Origin of the sequence: Microcystis ichthyoblabe FBCC-A1114 (assembly GCF_050500245.1) — a bacterium.
GTDB classification, from domain to species: Bacteria; Cyanobacteriota; Cyanobacteriia; order Cyanobacteriales; family Microcystaceae; genus Microcystis; species Microcystis ichthyoblabe_A.
In genome coordinates this window covers 4,122,528-4,137,914 of record NZ_CP191408.1, presented here as the reverse complement: position 1 = coordinate 4,137,914, position 15,387 = coordinate 4,122,528, and the positions used below count along the sequence as shown (strand labels likewise).

The window sequence follows — 15,387 nt, the reverse complement described above, 5'->3', positions numbered from 1 at the left end:
TTTACCTCACATCTAACCCGCGTTCCCAACGCAATCTATGCAATAAATCGCCCGAAAATCTTTGAGGTTTTTCCCTTGGAGAATTTAACCGAAAAGCTACCACGTTTTCTATGGACTTTTCTGACTGTAGCATGGCATCAACTGCTTCTAAACTATGGGTAGTTACAAAAAGTTGAATTCTTCTTTGATTACAGGTATTAATTAACCAAGAAAATACACGACTTAAGGCAGAAATATGAATAGATGTCTCGATTTCATCAATTAGAAGTACCCCATCGGTAATTGTCAACAAACTAAGCACCATAACTAAGGTTCTTTTAAATCCGTCACCAAACACATAGAGAGGAGCAAAACCAAGCTGTTTATGTTCTATATAAAGAGTTGGTTTATTGTTGGGTGAAAGTATTTGTATGTCGGTAATTTCCTCGTCAAATAACCGAATTAAATCTAGGATGTCATCTTTGTTATTTTCTTCCTTTAGGATGATTTTGGATAGTCTATCTAGAATTGGTTCCGAGGACAAATAAGCAGGAAATATGGTGGCATTTTCCACCAGTATTTTTTGTCGTTTCCTTTGAATAAAACGCTCTTTTTCCCAAAACTGAAATACTTGTTCCTTATCTGTCCCAAACAGACTGCCTTGCTCTAAAATATGGGCGGTAACACTTAATTCTAACCCATTGATAACCAGATCGGTTTCCGAATTGGTGGAATCATCATTGAACTTTTCTGGGTTGTCTTTTTCGTTGCTCGCGCCGTAAATATCGGTGAGATTAGCTGCTAGATTTTTAATCGGTGAATTTCCAGTACACTTGATCGAAATTTGTCCTTGATAGGATGCGTTACTAGCAAGATTATTCTGACGAAAGAAAACCCATTTAATTGCTTCCAAATCCGGTCGCATTAAAGATATTCTGCCTAAGTATAATCGACGTTGGGCCACTTCTAGCCACTGAAAGGGATCGAGGGGATTACAAACAATTGAAACAGCTTCGAGAATGCTAGTTTTGCCAGAATTATTATTACCGACAAAAATGTTCACCTGTCCTAGAGAAGACAGTTCTATTTGTTCAAAACCACGATAACCACTGATTCGTAAACTTTCAAAAAGCCGAGTCATTTTTACTGGCTCCTACAATATTGCCGATAATAACTGAAATAGCTAGGATCAAAGATAAAATTTGCAATTTTTACGATAAAACCCTTGTATCATAACTCATTTGTGGCTCTTTTTTTGAGTAGCAATCATTTTCCTGTCAACCCGGTCGCGGTGACAACCCACCGTTTACAATAGTTAAGAACCGACGGCAAGCAAGAATTAACGATGCGGATTTCGATCAACTGGTTACGAGAATTAGTCAAAATTGTCCAATCTTCCCAAGAATTAGCCGAATTATTGACAATTGCGGGAATAGAAGTGGAAGAGATCGAGGATCGCCGAGAATGGGCAAAGGGTGTGGTTATTGGTAAAATTATCGATCGCCAACCCCATCCCAACGCAGATAAACTAAGTGTCTGTCAGGTGGATATCGGTCAGGAAAATCTTAGTACAATTGTCTGTGGTGCGCCCAATGCTAGGGCTGATATTCTAGTTCCTGTGGCTACTTTGGGAACTCATTTACCAAAAATCAATTTAACGATTAAACCGGCTAAATTGCGCGGGGTAAAATCGGAAGGGATGATCTGTTCCCTCGCAGAATTAGGATTAACCAAGGATTCTGAAGGAATCCACATTTTTAGCCAGGAAAATCTCCCTTTAGGTACAGATGTTCGTCCCCTTTTAGGACTCGATGAGGTGATTTTAGATATTTCTCCCACCGCTAACCGTGCCGATGCTTTGAGTATGATCGGAGTCGCGCGAGAAGTGGCGGCTTTGACAGGAGGAGAATTAAGCCTACCAAAAGTGAAATTAGGTGAATTTTCCCCTAAAAAAGATTTATCTCTGGAAATATCAGAAAATAAAGCCTGTCCCGCTTATATTGGTACGGTGATCGAGGGGGTAAAAATTGGCCCATCTCCGCTATGGTTGCAACAGCGTTTACAGGCTGCCGGATTGCGATCGATCAATAATCTGGTCGATATTACTAATTATGTCCTCAGCTTGACTAACTCTCCTTAATTCTCCGAGGGATTTATTGTCGAGCCGATTTTCTACCCTAGCGGTTGTTATTGTTAACTTTTTGATTGACTAATCAAATACCTCAAATTCTTGTCCGATCTTGCCAAAATATTCCCCCAAACGTTGTTGAATGATATCAATATACTGATCTTCAATTTCAATACCAATAGTCTGATAACCTAATTCTAGAGCGGCAATTAAAGTTGTACCCGTTCCAGCAAAAGGATCGAGAACTATATGACTGTTATCCTGTGGTAGAAATAACTCGAGCAGTTTTCTAATCAATGATAAAGGTTTAATCGTACAATGCTCATCAAAATTTTCATCCCGTCCTTTAGAAAAGCCCTCTAAAATATTGGATTGAAAAGAGCCGTCATTTAGTATAGCTTTGAAGGGACCTAATCCAGTCATTTGTATAGTTTCAATATAATTGTTTTTTAGAGGCTTCTGCACAATAACTATAGCTTCCCATTCATTTCTCAAGCAAGTATGCCAACCTTGCCATTGTTTGGCATTAGTATCACCAATTTTGTCAAGTTTTTTCTCAATATTTAATCCTTTGGGAATGCCTGAATGTCGTCTATAAACCAGCACATCTCTAGCATAAAAACCGGCATTTTCAAGAGCAATCTGAATATGAGCTAGTGTTCTTGTGCTACTAAAAACAGCGACAACAGCCCCCCTTTTACAAACACGCATTAGTTCCTTTGACCAATCTGTTGCCCATTCAATATAATTGACCACATTTTCGCGATTGCGTTGATACCAACGCTGATTACGAACCCCACCAGCTAACCCACTTCCATAGGGAATATTTTTTACCAGTGTGGAACTGTTTTGAATGCGTTCTCTGCGTCTTTGGATTTCATCATGATCCCAATTTCTGCCAATGAACTCATAATTATAGGGTGGATCTGTGATCACACAAGATATACTAGATTCTTCTAGTAAAGTGAGGAGTTCTCTACAATCACCGTGCAGAAGTTGCCATCTTTTTGAGATATTCATCGGGCAATATAAAACTCCTGTGTTTCAGAAAATTTATTAAAAGCTTTCAGCAAATCGAACCCACTGCGATCAAGTATATAATCAAAACTTTGTTGGCTCTGCAAAACAGTCCAGCCACCCAGATGACAAGCTTTAATCGCTGCTGGTAAGTTATCCTCTCGCACAATCAGTAAAATAGGTCTAAGTCCTCTTTCCTGTAATATTTTTCCATACTGTTTAAACTTTTTAAGTGTGCCAGAATCTCCCGAACCAATTCTATATTTAGTATCAATGGCATCTCTACCTAAAATGCAGTCACAAGGTTGATCATCTGCAATCTTTAAAGCCGGTTGATAATCTAAACAATTAGCCTTAAAAACTTCTGTCACCAGACGTTGCCAACACATTCCTAGTTCCCTGCCCCAATACTGGCGATTTTCCCTTTTTAAACTAGGAGTAATTCCAAATACCCTCATAAGCGAATCATAATCATCATTTTCTTCTCCATAGATTTTGTCACTAAAAGAACTTTGGTATTGTCTCAAAATTCCCTTGAGGAGGTTTTCTATTTGATCGGGTGGCATCAATAATCCTTTTTGATATAGATAGCTAACTACTGATTATCTCCCCAAATTATCGGTAATCTGTTCAAAGATAATATCACCCCTGGCCAAGGAAAATGAGCGGTTATTTACACAGTCGTTCCATCCTCCCCCTAACATTTTAACAGCCGATCGGCCCTAATCTCTAAATCATTGACTACCCACGGTTTACAATAGTTAAGAACCAACGGCAAGCAAGAATTAACGATGCGGATTTCGATCAACTGGTTACGAGAATTAGTCAAAATTGTCCAATCTTCCCAAGAATTAGCCGAATTATTGACAATTGCGGGAATAGAAGTGGAAGAGATCGAGGATCGCCGAGAATGGGCAAAGGGTGTGGTTATTGGTAAAATTATCGATCGCCAACCCCATCCCAATGCAGATAAACTAAGTGTCTGTCAGGTGGATATCGGTCAGGAAAATCTTAGTACAATTGTCTGTGGTGCGCCCAATGCTAGGGCTGATATTCTAGTTCCCGTGGCTACTTTGGGAACTCATTTACCAAAAATCAATTTAACGATTAAACCGGCTAAATTGCGCGGGGTAAAATCGGAAGGGATGATCTGTTCCCTCGCAGAATTAGGATTAACTAAAGATTCTGAAGGAATCCACATTTTTAGCCAGGAAAATCTCCCTTTAGGTACAGATGTTCGTCCCCTTTTGGGACTCGATGAGGTGATTTTAGATATTTCTCCCACCGCTAACCGTGCCGATGCTTTGAGTATGATCGGAGTTGCGCGAGAAGTAGCGGCTTTGACAGGAGGAGAATTAAGCCTACCAAAAGTCAAATTAGGAGAATTTTCCCCTAAAAAAGATTTAACGCTGGAAATATCAGAAAATAAAGCCTGTCCTGCTTATATTGGTACGGTGATCGAGGGGGTAAAAATTGGCCCATCTCCGCTATGGTTGCAACAGCGTTTACAGGCTGCCGGATTGCGATCGATCAATAATGTGGTCGATATTACTAATTATGTCCTCTTGGAGTGGGGACAACCCTTACACGCTTTCGATCGCGATCGTTTACAAAGTTTTGCCGGAGGTAAATCCGTTACTATTGGGGTCCGTTTTGCCGAGGAAGGGGAAAAAATTATTAGCCTTGATGGTCAGGAAAGAAGCTTAAAAGAGCTTAATTTATTAATTACTGCCAATAATAAGCCGGTAGCTTTAGCGGGAGTGATGGGAGGTCAAGATACAGAAGTTAACGAGGAAACCGTTAATCTTGTGCTAGAGTCGGCTTTATTCGATCCGATCGCTATCCGTCGTTCCTCAAAAGCGCAGGGTTTACGCAGCGAATCTTCCGGACGCTATGAACGCGGTGTTAATCCCGCCGCTTTGGAATATGCTTGTCAAAGGGCGATCGATTTGATTCTAGAGTTAGCTGGGGGAACTGTCAGCAGTCAGGTTAAAGCTGATTATCGTGCCGATCAGTCCAGTCGTTCGATCGAATTGCGTTTAGAACGTTTGCAGCAGCTACTGGGTCAAGTTACCCTAGATAACGGTGCGATCGGTGAAATTCTCGCCGAAGATGTGGAACGGATTTTAGGCAATTTAGGCTGTGAATTGCGGTTAACCTCAAAAAACCCTGTTCTGTGGACTGTGACAGTGCCAGACTACCGTTATCGGGATTTAGAACGAGAAATTGACTTAATTGAAGAAGTGGCGCGACTGTACGGATATGATCGCTTTGTCGATACTTTGCCGGCAAAAACCGCAGCCGGAGGATTATCCTTTGAGGAAACTATACAGCGTCGAGTGCGGGAAGCTTTTCGAGCAGTGGGTTTGACGGAATTAGTCCAGTATTCCCTAGTTAAACCGGAATTAGCGGAAGTTGTCCTCGCTAATCCCCTTTTTGTCGAGTATTCTGCTTTGCGGACTAATCTCCTAGACGGTTTAATCGAAGCGTTTGAGTATAATCAGTCTCAGGGTAACAGTTCCTTAAATGGCTTCGAGATCGGGCGAGTTTTCCGCTTAGAATCGGATAATATCAACGAATACGATGCAATTGCTGGTATTTTTGGCGGTGATTTCTTCCCGGCCGGACGTTGGCTGCGATCGGGTAAAGAGGTGGCCATGACTTGGTATGAAGCAAAAGGCATTTTAGAAGCAGTATTCGATCGCCTTTCGCTGACGGTAAGCTACGAAAAATATGCCGAAGATGCGCGTTTTCATCCCGGACGAACAGCATCTTTATGGATTGGTAAACAACGCCTAGGTATATTCGGTCAACTACACCCGCAATTGCGTCAGCAAAAGGGATTAATTGAGGCAGTTTATGCCTTTGAAATCCAGTTCCCGATCCTGTTAGCAACTCTTAGCGATAGTGCCAAAATTACCCCGCGTTTACAGGTCTATTCTACCTATCCGGGGGCAGCGCGAGATATCGCCTTTTTTGTTTCTACAGATATACCCGTAGATAGATTGACAAAAACTATCAAAAATGCTGGGGGAACTCTTTTAGAAAAAGTCGAATTATTCGATCGCTATCAGGGGCAGAATGTGCCAGAAAATCATTGTAGTTTGGCCTTTAGTTTAGTCTATCGTGCCAGCGATCGAACTTTAACCGATGAAGATGTGGAACCCTTAATGACAAAAGTGCGAGAAGCTTTAGTTAAACAGTTCCAAGTTTCTTTAAGAAGTTAAATTCAGCGATCAATCATCAGTTATCAGACATCGACTTTATAAGTAGGTAGGCGTTAAAAATTATCAGATGCCCCCCTTATCAAGTAGGGCTGTTTCATTTAAATTAAGTACAGCTGATTTTGAGTCAATAAATTTGACTGAAAATTCTCAAGTTTATCTTTCTCTAACCAAAAGAGTTAGTCACAATAATTAATCTTTAATACCCTGCCAATATTTATTATGAATAGATTGATAAAGCCTGTTCCCAAGCCACTAAAAGCCTATCTCTCTTGAAATTGTCTGAGAGTACATCCTGTTAATTTAGCTAATTTTTCTGCTTCTTACGTCGATAAAACTATCAGTTTTTCCCAACGTTCAGCTAACCACCTCTGTCCCTCTGTTATTGAGAGAAAACCTAAATTTCTGAAAAGATTCAATCCTATGGTTGTGAGAATTGACCAATTGCTTGCCCCTTGAAAATCACTGATCTGGCTTTTATCTTCCTCAAAAATTACATCTTTTACCCAATGTAACTGATTTTCTATTTTCCAGTGTCCTCGAATAATTTCAGCAAATACTTGAGCGGATTCGGTTAGGCTACTGATATAGTAAGCTGTTTCTTCATAGGTTTTATCCCCGCGACTACCCTTTCTTTCTACTTTAATAACTCTTCGCAGATTTTCAAACCCTTGTCTTTCATTTTTCCTCACTTTAAAAACTTCTATTTTTCTTGATATTTTTCGTCCATGACTATTATCTTGTTTGAGAAAGCAACTTTCTGGCTTTGAGGAATTACTCAGGTCTTGTATTCGCTGATAAATATTTTTCTGATTTCCTTTAACGGTGATAACATAATCATTTTTACTCTTGGCTATTAAGCTGATTGTTTTTTTCTGACAGTGTAAAGCATCGCCAGTAAAAACTTTATTTTAGAGAGAGCAATCCTCAATTATAGCTTGCCCTTCGTCGATTTCAGACCCTTTTTTGTTTTCAATTCTTTTTAAGTGTAATACTAATCCACTTTCTTGACTAAACAATGAGACAAACATAATAAAATTTTGTTGTTCATTGTTAGGATTCTTTAGGGTGTTTTTGAGACTTTTTCCATCTATATCTAGCCAATTTATATGATCTCTTTGTCCATATTCTTCTAATGCCCATTCGTTAAACATTTTTAACAAAATCTGCCATTTAACTCCCATCATTACCCTTCTAATTGTTGAATAGGATGGGACTCTTTCTGGAATTATGTTAAATTCTTGACTGAGCCTGTGCCGATTATTTTTAGCAAACTCTCCTAGCTCTCTATAACCTGAATATCCTAGCATTGTTCCCAGTATTATTACTACTAATACTATCCATAAAGGGTGTCTTTTTCCTTTATCTTTACGAAAGTCCTTGACTTGTTTTAGTTTTCCTATTAAGCTCAACATATGTTTTAAAAGTTGGCGGTCACTCCTCATTTTACCTGACTGTGATCGCTTTTACTTTTGATATTCTGATGGGAGAATGAAACAGCCCTACCTTGATAAGGGGGGTGCCGATAGGCGGGGGGATCCCCCTTAATAAGCTATCCCTTATAGGGATCTTTCTTAACAATTTTTTCAGTAAGCACTCCAACTCTTGTCCTGACTTGATTTCAGTTTTTTCTTTGTCAGTAAGGGTGTCAACAAGGAATATTACAAATTGTTAACCGAGTCTTGAAAGCCTTGTGCTACAAAGGTTTAAAATGTTAAGAAAGATGTGACTAAAGGACAGCTTGATAAGGGGGGCATCTGATAATTTTTAACGCCTACCTACTTAGCGCAAGCTTTAGAATTAGAGATCGAACAGGTTAGACAAGCAACTCAAAGGGAATAGGAAAAGTTCAAAGCGATCGCATTTTAATAATGGTTTCCCAATCTCGATCGCTATCAATCAACAGTAAATTATTCTCGGAACTTTGATAAATTAATATAATTTCTGGGGCCTATCTATTTAGCCATCGAGGTGGCTACATTAGGACTATTGGGGTTAAGATCAATAGTCCGGGTTGCGGGAATAACGATTAAGTCTAAATCTTCCATTGGGATAGCACCAAGCAATACTTGATCCCCCATCACCAAAGCACCGACGAAACCGACGCGGTTTTTGAAACGAATTTCGATCGGCCCAACGTAGGGAACCAGTTGACGGGAACCATCAGCTAAAATTACCTCTTTGCGATCGATTTCAGTTAATTTTAACTGAATTTGAATATGTGCAGGAATGCAGAGATGCAAGGCTCCCGTATCAGCCAAAGCTGCGGTTTCTAGAGGCGATAGGGAACGATCAACGGGGTTACTAAGTTGAATATTCATGATGACTTTTGTAAGGTTAAGGGTTAAGTCCAGTGTCCTGTTTCTTTTTACTACAAGGATTAGCTAAAATAGGTTAGTTGAGGTGCGTTACATTAACATTAACGCATCTTACGAGATCGGCGATTGCGCTTAGATTAGGATTGATTTCGATACATGACCTGGATACTTAAACTAGAGTTTGCTAAGGCTTGGGGAGTTACTAAGATTTCTATCTTCTGACCTAATGCTACTAGAAAGTCAAACATCTGCTCAAGAGAAAATTTTTGCAATCTGCCATTTTTTAAGTTAGAAATTTTAGCCTCGTCAATCCCCAAAATTTGACTGACCTCCTGCTCGCTTAATTCTTGTTCAGTAATCAGATCGTAAATCACTGAAGCCAGCTTGACTTTAGCGAGTTTTTCTTCTGCATTAGCAAAGCCTAAGTCTTCAAAAATGTTTCCCGAACTAATAGTATATTCTGTCATAATCATTTATCTCCTTTTTGTTATTTATTATTGCTCTTTTGCGATCTCCTGTGCTTTTTTTAGGCGTTCTTTGATTAGATTAACATTTTGTTTTGGTGTTTTAATCCCCGATTTTGATTTTTTCTGAAAGGCATGGAGAATAAAAATAGCATTGCTTAGTTTGATGGCATAAACTGTTCTATAGGTATCGGTTTGATAATCGCTGACTATTTCAAAAACACCATTAAAGCCCTTTAAAGCTTTGATGTTAGGATGATTCTGATTGTTCTGAACACGATAAAGAATATAGCCAACTTCATCAATAACCTCTTCAGGAAATTCTAATAGCTCCTTTTTTGATGCTCCAATCCAGATAACAGTTTTCAGTTGTTTATCTACCATTTTTTTGAAAAAATGTGAAAAATACAAATAAGGAAATGAGCTTTGGGAGCATTCGTGTTAAAGATTAGGTCAGAGTAAGACAAGCAATTTTCTCCTTTTTTCCAGCCGATGTGATCGCCGAACTTTTTCCACACTTCACTATTATATTCTCTCGTGTCACGGAGACTCTCATAGATTTCTTTCTGGACGCTGAAGCCAAATTTGCCGTTACTGTAGTGCGGACAACATGAAGCGCTAAAGCGCAACTACGAACCTTAACTCAACCTACAAATTATCCTAAATCCCTTGAGTAACCCACAGAAAACCGGTTTCTCGGAGAAACCCGTTTTCTACTCATGCTACCTCAATTTTCTCAAAAAAAAAATCGACCCGCCTAAGGGCGGGAAAAAGAGAAAAAGAGAAAAAGAGAAAAAGGGTAAAAAGGGTAAAAAGGAGAAAAGGATTACAGAGTCCTCCCAGCACCGCACACCACCCGAAAACCGCCGTAAGCGCCGCTGACGTAGGCGCGGCGGTAGTTGTCGTTGCGGGAAGCGGAACGGCAGAGATTCGGATAGTTGTACCAAGAACCGCCCCGCAGTATTTGAGAATAATTATCCTTTATTAGCCAAGCACTACCATCCCTTGGCGCATTCTTATAGTTATCGTGCCAATTGTCCTCGCACCACTCCCAAACATTGCCACTCATGTCATACAGTCCCCAAGCATTGGGCTTTTTCTGACCCACAGGATGAATTGTCTGCTGAGAATTTCCGTCATACCAAGCGTAATCTCCTAACTGATTAGCATCATCACCGAAATAAAAGCGAGTAGTAGTCCCCGCACGACAAGCATATTCCCATTCCGCTTCTGTCGGTAGGCGATAGGTTTTCCCGGTTATTTGACTCAATTTCTTACAAAAGGCTTGAGCGTCGTCCCAACTAACATTTTCTACCGGATTTTGGGGATTGTTTGGAAAATAAGAGGGATTGGTTCCCATTACCGCTTGATATTGTGCCTGAGTCACTGGATATTTACCAATCGCAAAACTGTTGACGTTAACTTGGTGTGGAGGCTTTTCATAACTTCGAGCATCGGGATCACTGTCAGGAGATCCCATGAGAAATTCACCTGCTGGTAAGTTCACCATCTCTAGTGTTATCCCATTGGGTAGGTTTTCGGTAAATGAAGTTTGAGGAATAGGAGAGTCACCGACAACGGAGGTGGTAAAATTCCCGACTCTCTCGATTACATGGTTGTTGATGCGTTGAATGGCGGTTTCCAGTTCGATTTCCTCATCGGGGATTTCCACGTCTGTCCATTGCCATCCTTCCTGCTCGGCTCGCTCTAATGCGATCGCTAAACGGTCGCGCTTTTCCTCGCTGGTGACGAGGAAATTGAGCAAACTAGCCGATAGATTATCGTTTTTGCGGAAAGATACCGCCGATTCGGAACTAAGAATGTTCTGGACGAGGGATTCCACTTCGCTGACACTGCGGGAAAGTTCGCTGTCAATGGTCGCTACTCGATCGATTAAGCCTTGAAACTGCCCGATAATTGGTTTTAGGTATTGTTCTAGATTAATGGCTACTTTGGCCATTTCGATCGCTTCTTTTTCCAGACTATCTAACTCCAGCTGCAACTGATACACTTGTTTGTACCCGTTCAACTCGCCGATCATTTTCGAGAAAACCTGTTTTTGTGTATCCTGATCTTCAGCTAATTTCTGGATACTTTCGCTGATTAGGTCGATTTTCTTGAGCATGAGCAAGCTGGCGCGACCAACAAGAATCACAGTGCGGAAAATCTGCTGTTTCTGTAGTCTCAGAGTATCTCGCAGGTCGGCCGAGCCGATGCTATTCTCCAAAGATTGGCGTTTTCGCTCTGTTTCTGTCAATTTCTGGCATTTAACCGCCACTGCCTCCTTGATTTCCTCGGTCAGTGACTGGAAAAACCGCCGGTATTCATCCTTATGGTCGGTGAGAAATCCGATTAACTGGTTATAGTCCTTGACTAATCTTTCTAATTCTTGAAAAGTTTCCTCGAAATTGAGGGGTTCTTCTTTTTTCCTCAATCCTAGCCATGTATTGCGGACCCGTTTTCCAGTTTTAATCAGTTGCTGTCTTTCTTGAATCTGATCCTGCAAAATTAATAAATCGGGGCGATTTAGTTGGGGAAGTTGATAGGTTTTCCGATAAAGCTTGATTTTCGCCGTTTCTTCTGCCATCGCCGTGGTCGCTGAGGGTGAGTTTTTTCTATTTTAGCCCGATTTTTTGATCATCAAATACTATCGGGATACGCCCCGAGCAACTACCTAACCTTTTCTATAAGTCATAGAAGTAAGGATAAAGCTCTGATTCTGGAATATATTGACTTGCTTGCCTAAAAATAGCGTAACAGGTTCCGGGATCAAGTTGCCGATGATTGGGAATAGTTAAAGTCTCCTTTCTCTCCGAGATGACACGACGCAATTTTATGTGACTTCCTCGTTGACTGTGAATAGTAAAACCAAATCGATCAAGAATTTTGATAATGTCTTTGCCGGATAGTTGTTTCAGCTTAGACATATTCTGGCTGTAACTCAAATATAATCTGTAGAGAAGGTTTGGCAACTAGACCGAACTCCCTAGGGTCTTCTCCCTCTAAATGCAGTAAAATGGCTTCTTGGAGATTATTAACCACCTCATCTAAGGTATTTCCCTGGGTGACAATCGAAAGTTCCACGCATTCACCTACATATCCTTGTTGTTCACCAGAACGAATAATTGCGGTAACTTTTGGACTTAATTTTGTCATAATTGCTCATGTTTATTTTTTGCTTATTTAGATTTATGGCAATCGAGCAAGGGACGGGTCATTGATCGATTCTAACTGACTTTTCCCTAAGCTGTGGAATTCATCTAGTTTTCTAGAAATCTCGGCCAGAGGCGAAAAAATCAGCGACAATGATATAAATGGAGTTATCAACACAAGTAAAGCGATTATGACTGTAGCCACGACGAACGCCCGAGATATTTTCCGCTCCGCCTACGAAAACCGTTACACTTGGGATGAAGGATTCCCCGGTTACACTGCTGATATTATCCTCACCCAAGGAGAGGAAGTCCATACGGGCAAAATTCAAGTTAATGCCGATTATAGTGTGGAAGTAACGGGCATTGATGACGAGAAAGTGCAAGAAAGTATCTATAATCAAATGCGCGACATCGTTACTCACCGCAAAAGAGGCAATTTTGAGGCTTCCCACGGCAAAAACCAGTTTAATTTCGGGCAAGATGATCCCACCGGTGCGGTAGAAATTCTGGTCACTGGCGATGCGATGGGGTCTAATTATAAGGTCCGCGGTCAGGAAATCTGTCAAGTCAGTCGAGTCATGGGACCGATGGCTTTTACTATTAATACCGAGGAAAGTCTCGATACGGGAGAAGGTTATATTTCTATTCGCTATAATGCCATTTTCCGCAATGCTAAAACCGATGAATTAAAGGGAAAACGTGACTTTAAGGAAACCTACGAAAAAATCGGTAATTATTATTTACCCTCCTGTCAAGTGATTAACGCAATCGATGTCGGTGGCGAAAAATCCACCACAGAATTTACTTTTATCAATCTACAGCTTTTAGAAGCTTAAGGGTTATTCCCGCCCAAAAAGCGTTAGGATTGAAGTAACTAAGTAGGTGGGTGTTAAAAATTGTCGGATCCCCCCGCCTATCGGCACCCCCCTTATCAAGGGTAGATCCCCCCGCCTATCGGCACCCCCCTTATCAAAGGGGGGATTAAGGGGGGATCCCCCCTTATCAAGGGTAGATCCCCCCGCCTATCGGCACCCCCCTTATCAAGGGGGGCAGGGGGGCAGGGGGGATCAAAGACAAAATCTATCTTCAATTTAATTGAAACCACTTACTTACACTGTAATAAATCTCTGACCAGAAGCTGATTATGTCTTTAACACTGACTCCCAATAACGTCGAACAAGTTTTAGATGAAATGCGCCCCTACCTGATGGCGGATGGTGGTAACGTGGAATTAGTCGAAATCGACGGGCCAGTCGTCAAACTGCGTCTTCAAGGTGCTTGCGGTTCCTGTCCCAGTTCCACCATGACCCTAAAAATGGGCATCGAACGTCGTCTCCGGGAAGAGATTCCCGAAATTGCCGAAGTTGAACAAGCTTTCTAAATCTTGGGTTAATTAATTCTCACCACCGCCCGATTGCTAATTTAATTAGCGATCGGGCATAATATTAATTATATATTTTCTTCTAAGTGGCTAGGTGTTAAAAACTTTCAGAAACCCCCCTTATCAAGGGTAGATCCCCCCGCCTACCGGCACCCCCCTTATCAAGGGGGGGCAGGGGGGATCAAACCCCCTTATCAAGGGGGACAGGGGGGATCGAACCCCCCTTATCAAGGGGGACAGGGGGGATCGAACCCCCCTTATCAAGGGGGGGCAGGGGGGATCAAACCCCCCTTATCAAGGGGGGCAGGGGGGATCAAACCCAAAATCTATCTTCAATTTAATTATAACCAGCTACTTACAAGATTGATAAAATTACAGAATTAATTAAGGTAAAAAGTATCTTTTTTAGCCAATTAACCAGCCAATTAAACATTAACATATACTTGAAAATTTTTATTAAAACTCAAAAACTATGACAGAAAATATACCCACTATTGTGGTCATGCACGGCGACCAAACTGGAGAAGAACTATTACTAGAAGCCCTGAGAGTATTACAACCTTCGATAATTCGTCAACCGCTTAACTTTGCCGATTTTGATCTTAGTTTAGCCCAGCGTCGCCAGAGTAACAATCAAGTGGTTCATGAGGCCGCCGAAGCGACTCTAAAAACCGGATTAGCTCTCAAAGCTGCCACTATTACCCCAGAAATTAAAGGAGATGTGGGCAGTCCTAACGCTATTTTAAGAGAAGCAATGAATTCTCAGGTAATTCTCCGCATCGGTCGCCGTATCCCCGGTATTCGTCCGATTGGGGGCGTTAATTCTCCCATTGCCATTGTCCGCATGGCCGTTGATGATGCCTACGGGGCCAAAGAATGGCGAGAAACCACTGCCACCGGCGATGAAATTGCCTATCGCACCTCGCGCATTTCTAGGGCTACCAGTCGCGCTGTGGCCGAGTTTACCTTTCAACAGGCCAAAAAAACCGGGGCGCGGGTATTTGGCGGCCCAAAATTCACCGTTAGTGCCACCTACGAAGGGATGTTTAAAGAGGAATTAGACGCGGCGGCCCGAAGACATCCGGAAGTGCGTTATCAACCCCTGTTAATTGATGCAACTTTTGCCCTACTTTTACAAACCGACGGCGAAGCTTTGGTGATTCCAGCACTTAATCGCGATGGCGATTTATTATCTGATTTTGTCTTGCAACTCTATGGCAGTATTGCCGGGGCCGAAAGTTTAGTTTTGGGATTTGATGAGGAGACCTTAGCAGTTAAAACTATTATGGCAGAAGCTCCCCACGGCACGGCCCCCGCTTTAGAGGGCAAAAATATCGCTAATCCCATGGCGATGATTTTAGCCTCGGCAGCTTTGTTAGGTTATATCGAAACTAGCGAAGCGCGCAAAGCTTCTCGGGCAATTTATGAAAGTGTCTTTGAAACTATTCACGAGGGCAAAAAAACCCCCGATTTAGGGGGACAAATGACCATGAGTGAGTTTACCGATGAGGTGATTCGTCGCGTGGTCAGTAAGTTAGAAGTTTGGTCGGCCTTGGGGTAAACCAACTCATCTGATTGCTCTCTTAAAGTGGTTTGAAGAAAGGGTAATCCCAAAAAATAAGAATTGTTGCAGAGGCCTTGCTTTTGTTTGTTTTACGGAGAAATAACAGCTACCTTTGAAGTGTGTAACAGAGTCCCTTTGCAGGATTAGGATAAGAACA

Annotated in this window: 15 protein-coding genes and 1 pseudogene; 5 read left to right on the top strand and 11 right to left on the bottom strand. The window is 41.5% G+C overall.

The window, feature by feature from the left end; translation table 11 throughout:
• Nucleotide 1 precedes the first annotated feature (1 nt).
• Nucleotides 2-1,120: an AAA family ATPase gene (locus ACQY1Y_RS20090; protein ID WP_016514931.1), complete on the bottom strand. Its 1,119-nt coding sequence runs from the start codon at nucleotides 1,118-1,120 to the stop codon at nucleotides 2-4.
• 204 nt (nucleotides 1,121-1,324) lie between these two features.
• Between ACQY1Y_RS20090 and ytpR the strand changes: the two genes are divergently transcribed.
• Nucleotides 1,325-2,119: a YtpR family tRNA-binding protein gene (gene ytpR / locus ACQY1Y_RS20085; protein WP_430013429.1), complete on the top strand. Its 795-nt coding sequence runs from the start codon at nucleotides 1,325-1,327 to the stop codon at nucleotides 2,117-2,119.
• Between the two features lie 69 nt (nucleotides 2,120-2,188).
• Here ytpR and ACQY1Y_RS20080 read toward each other — a convergent pair whose 3' ends face one another.
• Complete coding sequence (locus ACQY1Y_RS20080) at nucleotides 2,189-3,127, bottom strand: DNA-methyltransferase (RefSeq protein WP_430013428.1); 939 nt, start codon at nucleotides 3,125-3,127, stop codon at nucleotides 2,189-2,191.
• Nucleotides 3,124-3,690: a restriction endonuclease gene (locus tag ACQY1Y_RS20075; RefSeq protein WP_430013427.1), complete on the bottom strand. Its 567-nt coding sequence runs from the start codon at nucleotides 3,688-3,690 to the stop codon at nucleotides 3,124-3,126. The genes ACQY1Y_RS20080 and ACQY1Y_RS20075 overlap by 4 nt, the downstream gene beginning before the upstream one ends.
• 225 nt (nucleotides 3,691-3,915) lie before the next feature.
• Here ACQY1Y_RS20075 and pheT point away from each other — a divergent pair, with 225 nt between their 5' ends.
• The gene (pheT, locus tag ACQY1Y_RS20070) at nucleotides 3,916-6,351 is read left to right on the top strand and encodes a phenylalanine--tRNA ligase subunit beta (RefSeq protein WP_430013426.1); all 2,436 of its coding nucleotides are present in this window, start codon (nucleotides 3,916-3,918) and stop codon (nucleotides 6,349-6,351) included.
• Between the two features lie 320 nt (nucleotides 6,352-6,671).
• Here the strand turns inward: pheT and ACQY1Y_RS20065 are convergent.
• From ACQY1Y_RS20065 to ACQY1Y_RS20030, 8 genes and pseudogenes are all read right to left on the bottom strand, one after another.
• Nucleotides 6,672-7,763, bottom strand: a pseudogene (locus ACQY1Y_RS20065) (ISAs1 family transposase).
• A gap of 540 nt (nucleotides 7,764-8,303) precedes the next feature.
• Nucleotides 8,304-8,669, bottom strand: a complete 366-nt coding sequence (locus ACQY1Y_RS20060) for a clan AA aspartic protease (protein ID WP_430013425.1) — start codon at nucleotides 8,667-8,669, stop codon at nucleotides 8,304-8,306.
• A gap of 134 nt (nucleotides 8,670-8,803) precedes the next feature.
• Entirely contained in the window at nucleotides 8,804-9,133 is a 330-nt protein-coding gene (locus ACQY1Y_RS20055; RefSeq protein ID WP_002737427.1) for a helix-turn-helix domain-containing protein, read from the bottom strand.
• Between the two features lie 27 nt (nucleotides 9,134-9,160).
• Complete coding sequence (locus ACQY1Y_RS20050; protein WP_002783506.1) at nucleotides 9,161-9,514, bottom strand: type II toxin-antitoxin system RelE/ParE family toxin; 354 nt, start codon at nucleotides 9,512-9,514, stop codon at nucleotides 9,161-9,163.
• On the bottom strand, nucleotides 9,508-9,759 hold the full coding sequence (locus ACQY1Y_RS20045; protein WP_430013424.1) for a GUN4 domain-containing protein: 252 nt from the start codon (nucleotides 9,757-9,759) through the stop codon (nucleotides 9,508-9,510). Before ACQY1Y_RS20045 ends, ACQY1Y_RS20050 begins: the two co-directional genes overlap by 7 nt.
• 197 nt (nucleotides 9,760-9,956) lie before the next feature.
• A complete protein-coding gene (locus tag ACQY1Y_RS20040) occupies nucleotides 9,957-11,717 on the bottom strand; it encodes an SUMF1/EgtB/PvdO family nonheme iron enzyme (RefSeq protein ID WP_430013423.1) in 1,761 nt (586 codons plus the stop codon).
• Nucleotides 11,718-11,814: 97 nt separating this feature from the next.
• A complete protein-coding gene (locus tag ACQY1Y_RS20035) occupies nucleotides 11,815-12,057 on the bottom strand; it encodes a type II toxin-antitoxin system HicA family toxin (protein ID WP_430013422.1) in 243 nt (80 codons plus the stop codon).
• Nucleotides 12,050-12,286 carry a type II toxin-antitoxin system HicB family antitoxin gene (locus ACQY1Y_RS20030; RefSeq protein ID WP_430013421.1) on the bottom strand — a complete coding sequence of 79 codons (237 nt, stop codon included), beginning with the start codon at nucleotides 12,284-12,286 and terminating at the stop codon, nucleotides 12,050-12,052. The genes ACQY1Y_RS20035 and ACQY1Y_RS20030 overlap by 8 nt, the downstream gene beginning before the upstream one ends.
• 187 nt (nucleotides 12,287-12,473) lie before the next feature.
• Between ACQY1Y_RS20030 and ACQY1Y_RS20025 the strand changes: the two genes are divergently transcribed.
• The 3 genes from ACQY1Y_RS20025 to ACQY1Y_RS20015 all read left to right on the top strand — a co-directional run bounded on the left by ACQY1Y_RS20025 (nucleotide 12,474) and on the right by ACQY1Y_RS20015 (nucleotide 15,227).
• Entirely contained in the window at nucleotides 12,474-13,121 is a 648-nt protein-coding gene (locus ACQY1Y_RS20025) for a DUF3386 domain-containing protein (protein ID WP_287234367.1), read from the top strand.
• Nucleotides 13,122-13,429: 308 nt separating this feature from the next.
• A complete protein-coding gene (locus ACQY1Y_RS20020; RefSeq protein ID WP_430013420.1) occupies nucleotides 13,430-13,666 on the top strand; it encodes a NifU family protein in 237 nt (78 codons plus the stop codon).
• A gap of 472 nt (nucleotides 13,667-14,138) precedes the next feature.
• Entirely contained in the window at nucleotides 14,139-15,227 is a 1,089-nt protein-coding gene (locus ACQY1Y_RS20015) for an isocitrate/isopropylmalate family dehydrogenase (RefSeq protein ID WP_430013419.1), read from the top strand.
• Nucleotides 15,228-15,387: the final 160 nt, after the last annotated feature.

Bases quoted from the DNA above. Each gene is read 5' to 3' on its own strand.
- ACQY1Y_RS20090 (WP_016514931.1), bottom strand. From the start codon at position 1,120: ATGACTCGGCTTTTTGAAAGTTTACGAATCAGTGGTTATCGTGGTTTT.
- ytpR (WP_430013429.1), top strand. From the start codon at position 1,325: ATGCGGATTTCGATCAACTGGTTACGAGAATTAGTCAAAATTGTCCAA.
- ACQY1Y_RS20080 (WP_430013428.1), bottom strand. From the start codon at position 3,127: ATGAATATCTCAAAAAGATGGCAACTTCTGCACGGTGATTGTAGAGAA.
- ACQY1Y_RS20075 (WP_430013427.1), bottom strand. From the start codon at position 3,690: ATGCCACCCGATCAAATAGAAAACCTCCTCAAGGGAATTTTGAGACAA.
- pheT (WP_430013426.1), top strand. From the start codon at position 3,916: ATGCGGATTTCGATCAACTGGTTACGAGAATTAGTCAAAATTGTCCAA.
- ACQY1Y_RS20060 (WP_430013425.1), bottom strand. From the start codon at position 8,669: ATGAATATTCAACTTAGTAACCCCGTTGATCGTTCCCTATCGCCTCTA.
- ACQY1Y_RS20055 (WP_002737427.1), bottom strand. From the start codon at position 9,133: ATGACAGAATATACTATTAGTTCGGGAAACATTTTTGAAGACTTAGGC.
- ACQY1Y_RS20050 (WP_002783506.1), bottom strand. From the start codon at position 9,514: ATGGTAGATAAACAACTGAAAACTGTTATCTGGATTGGAGCATCAAAA.
- ACQY1Y_RS20040 (WP_430013423.1), bottom strand. From the start codon at position 11,717: ATGGCAGAAGAAACGGCGAAAATCAAGCTTTATCGGAAAACCTATCAA.
- ACQY1Y_RS20035 (WP_430013422.1), bottom strand. From the start codon at position 12,057: ATGTCTAAGCTGAAACAACTATCCGGCAAAGACATTATCAAAATTCTT.
- ACQY1Y_RS20030 (WP_430013421.1), bottom strand. From the start codon at position 12,286: ATGACAAAATTAAGTCCAAAAGTTACCGCAATTATTCGTTCTGGTGAA.
- ACQY1Y_RS20025 (WP_287234367.1), top strand. From the start codon at position 12,474: ATGACTGTAGCCACGACGAACGCCCGAGATATTTTCCGCTCCGCCTAC.
- ACQY1Y_RS20020 (WP_430013420.1), top strand. From the start codon at position 13,430: ATGTCTTTAACACTGACTCCCAATAACGTCGAACAAGTTTTAGATGAA.
- ACQY1Y_RS20015 (WP_430013419.1), top strand. From the start codon at position 14,139: ATGACAGAAAATATACCCACTATTGTGGTCATGCACGGCGACCAAACT.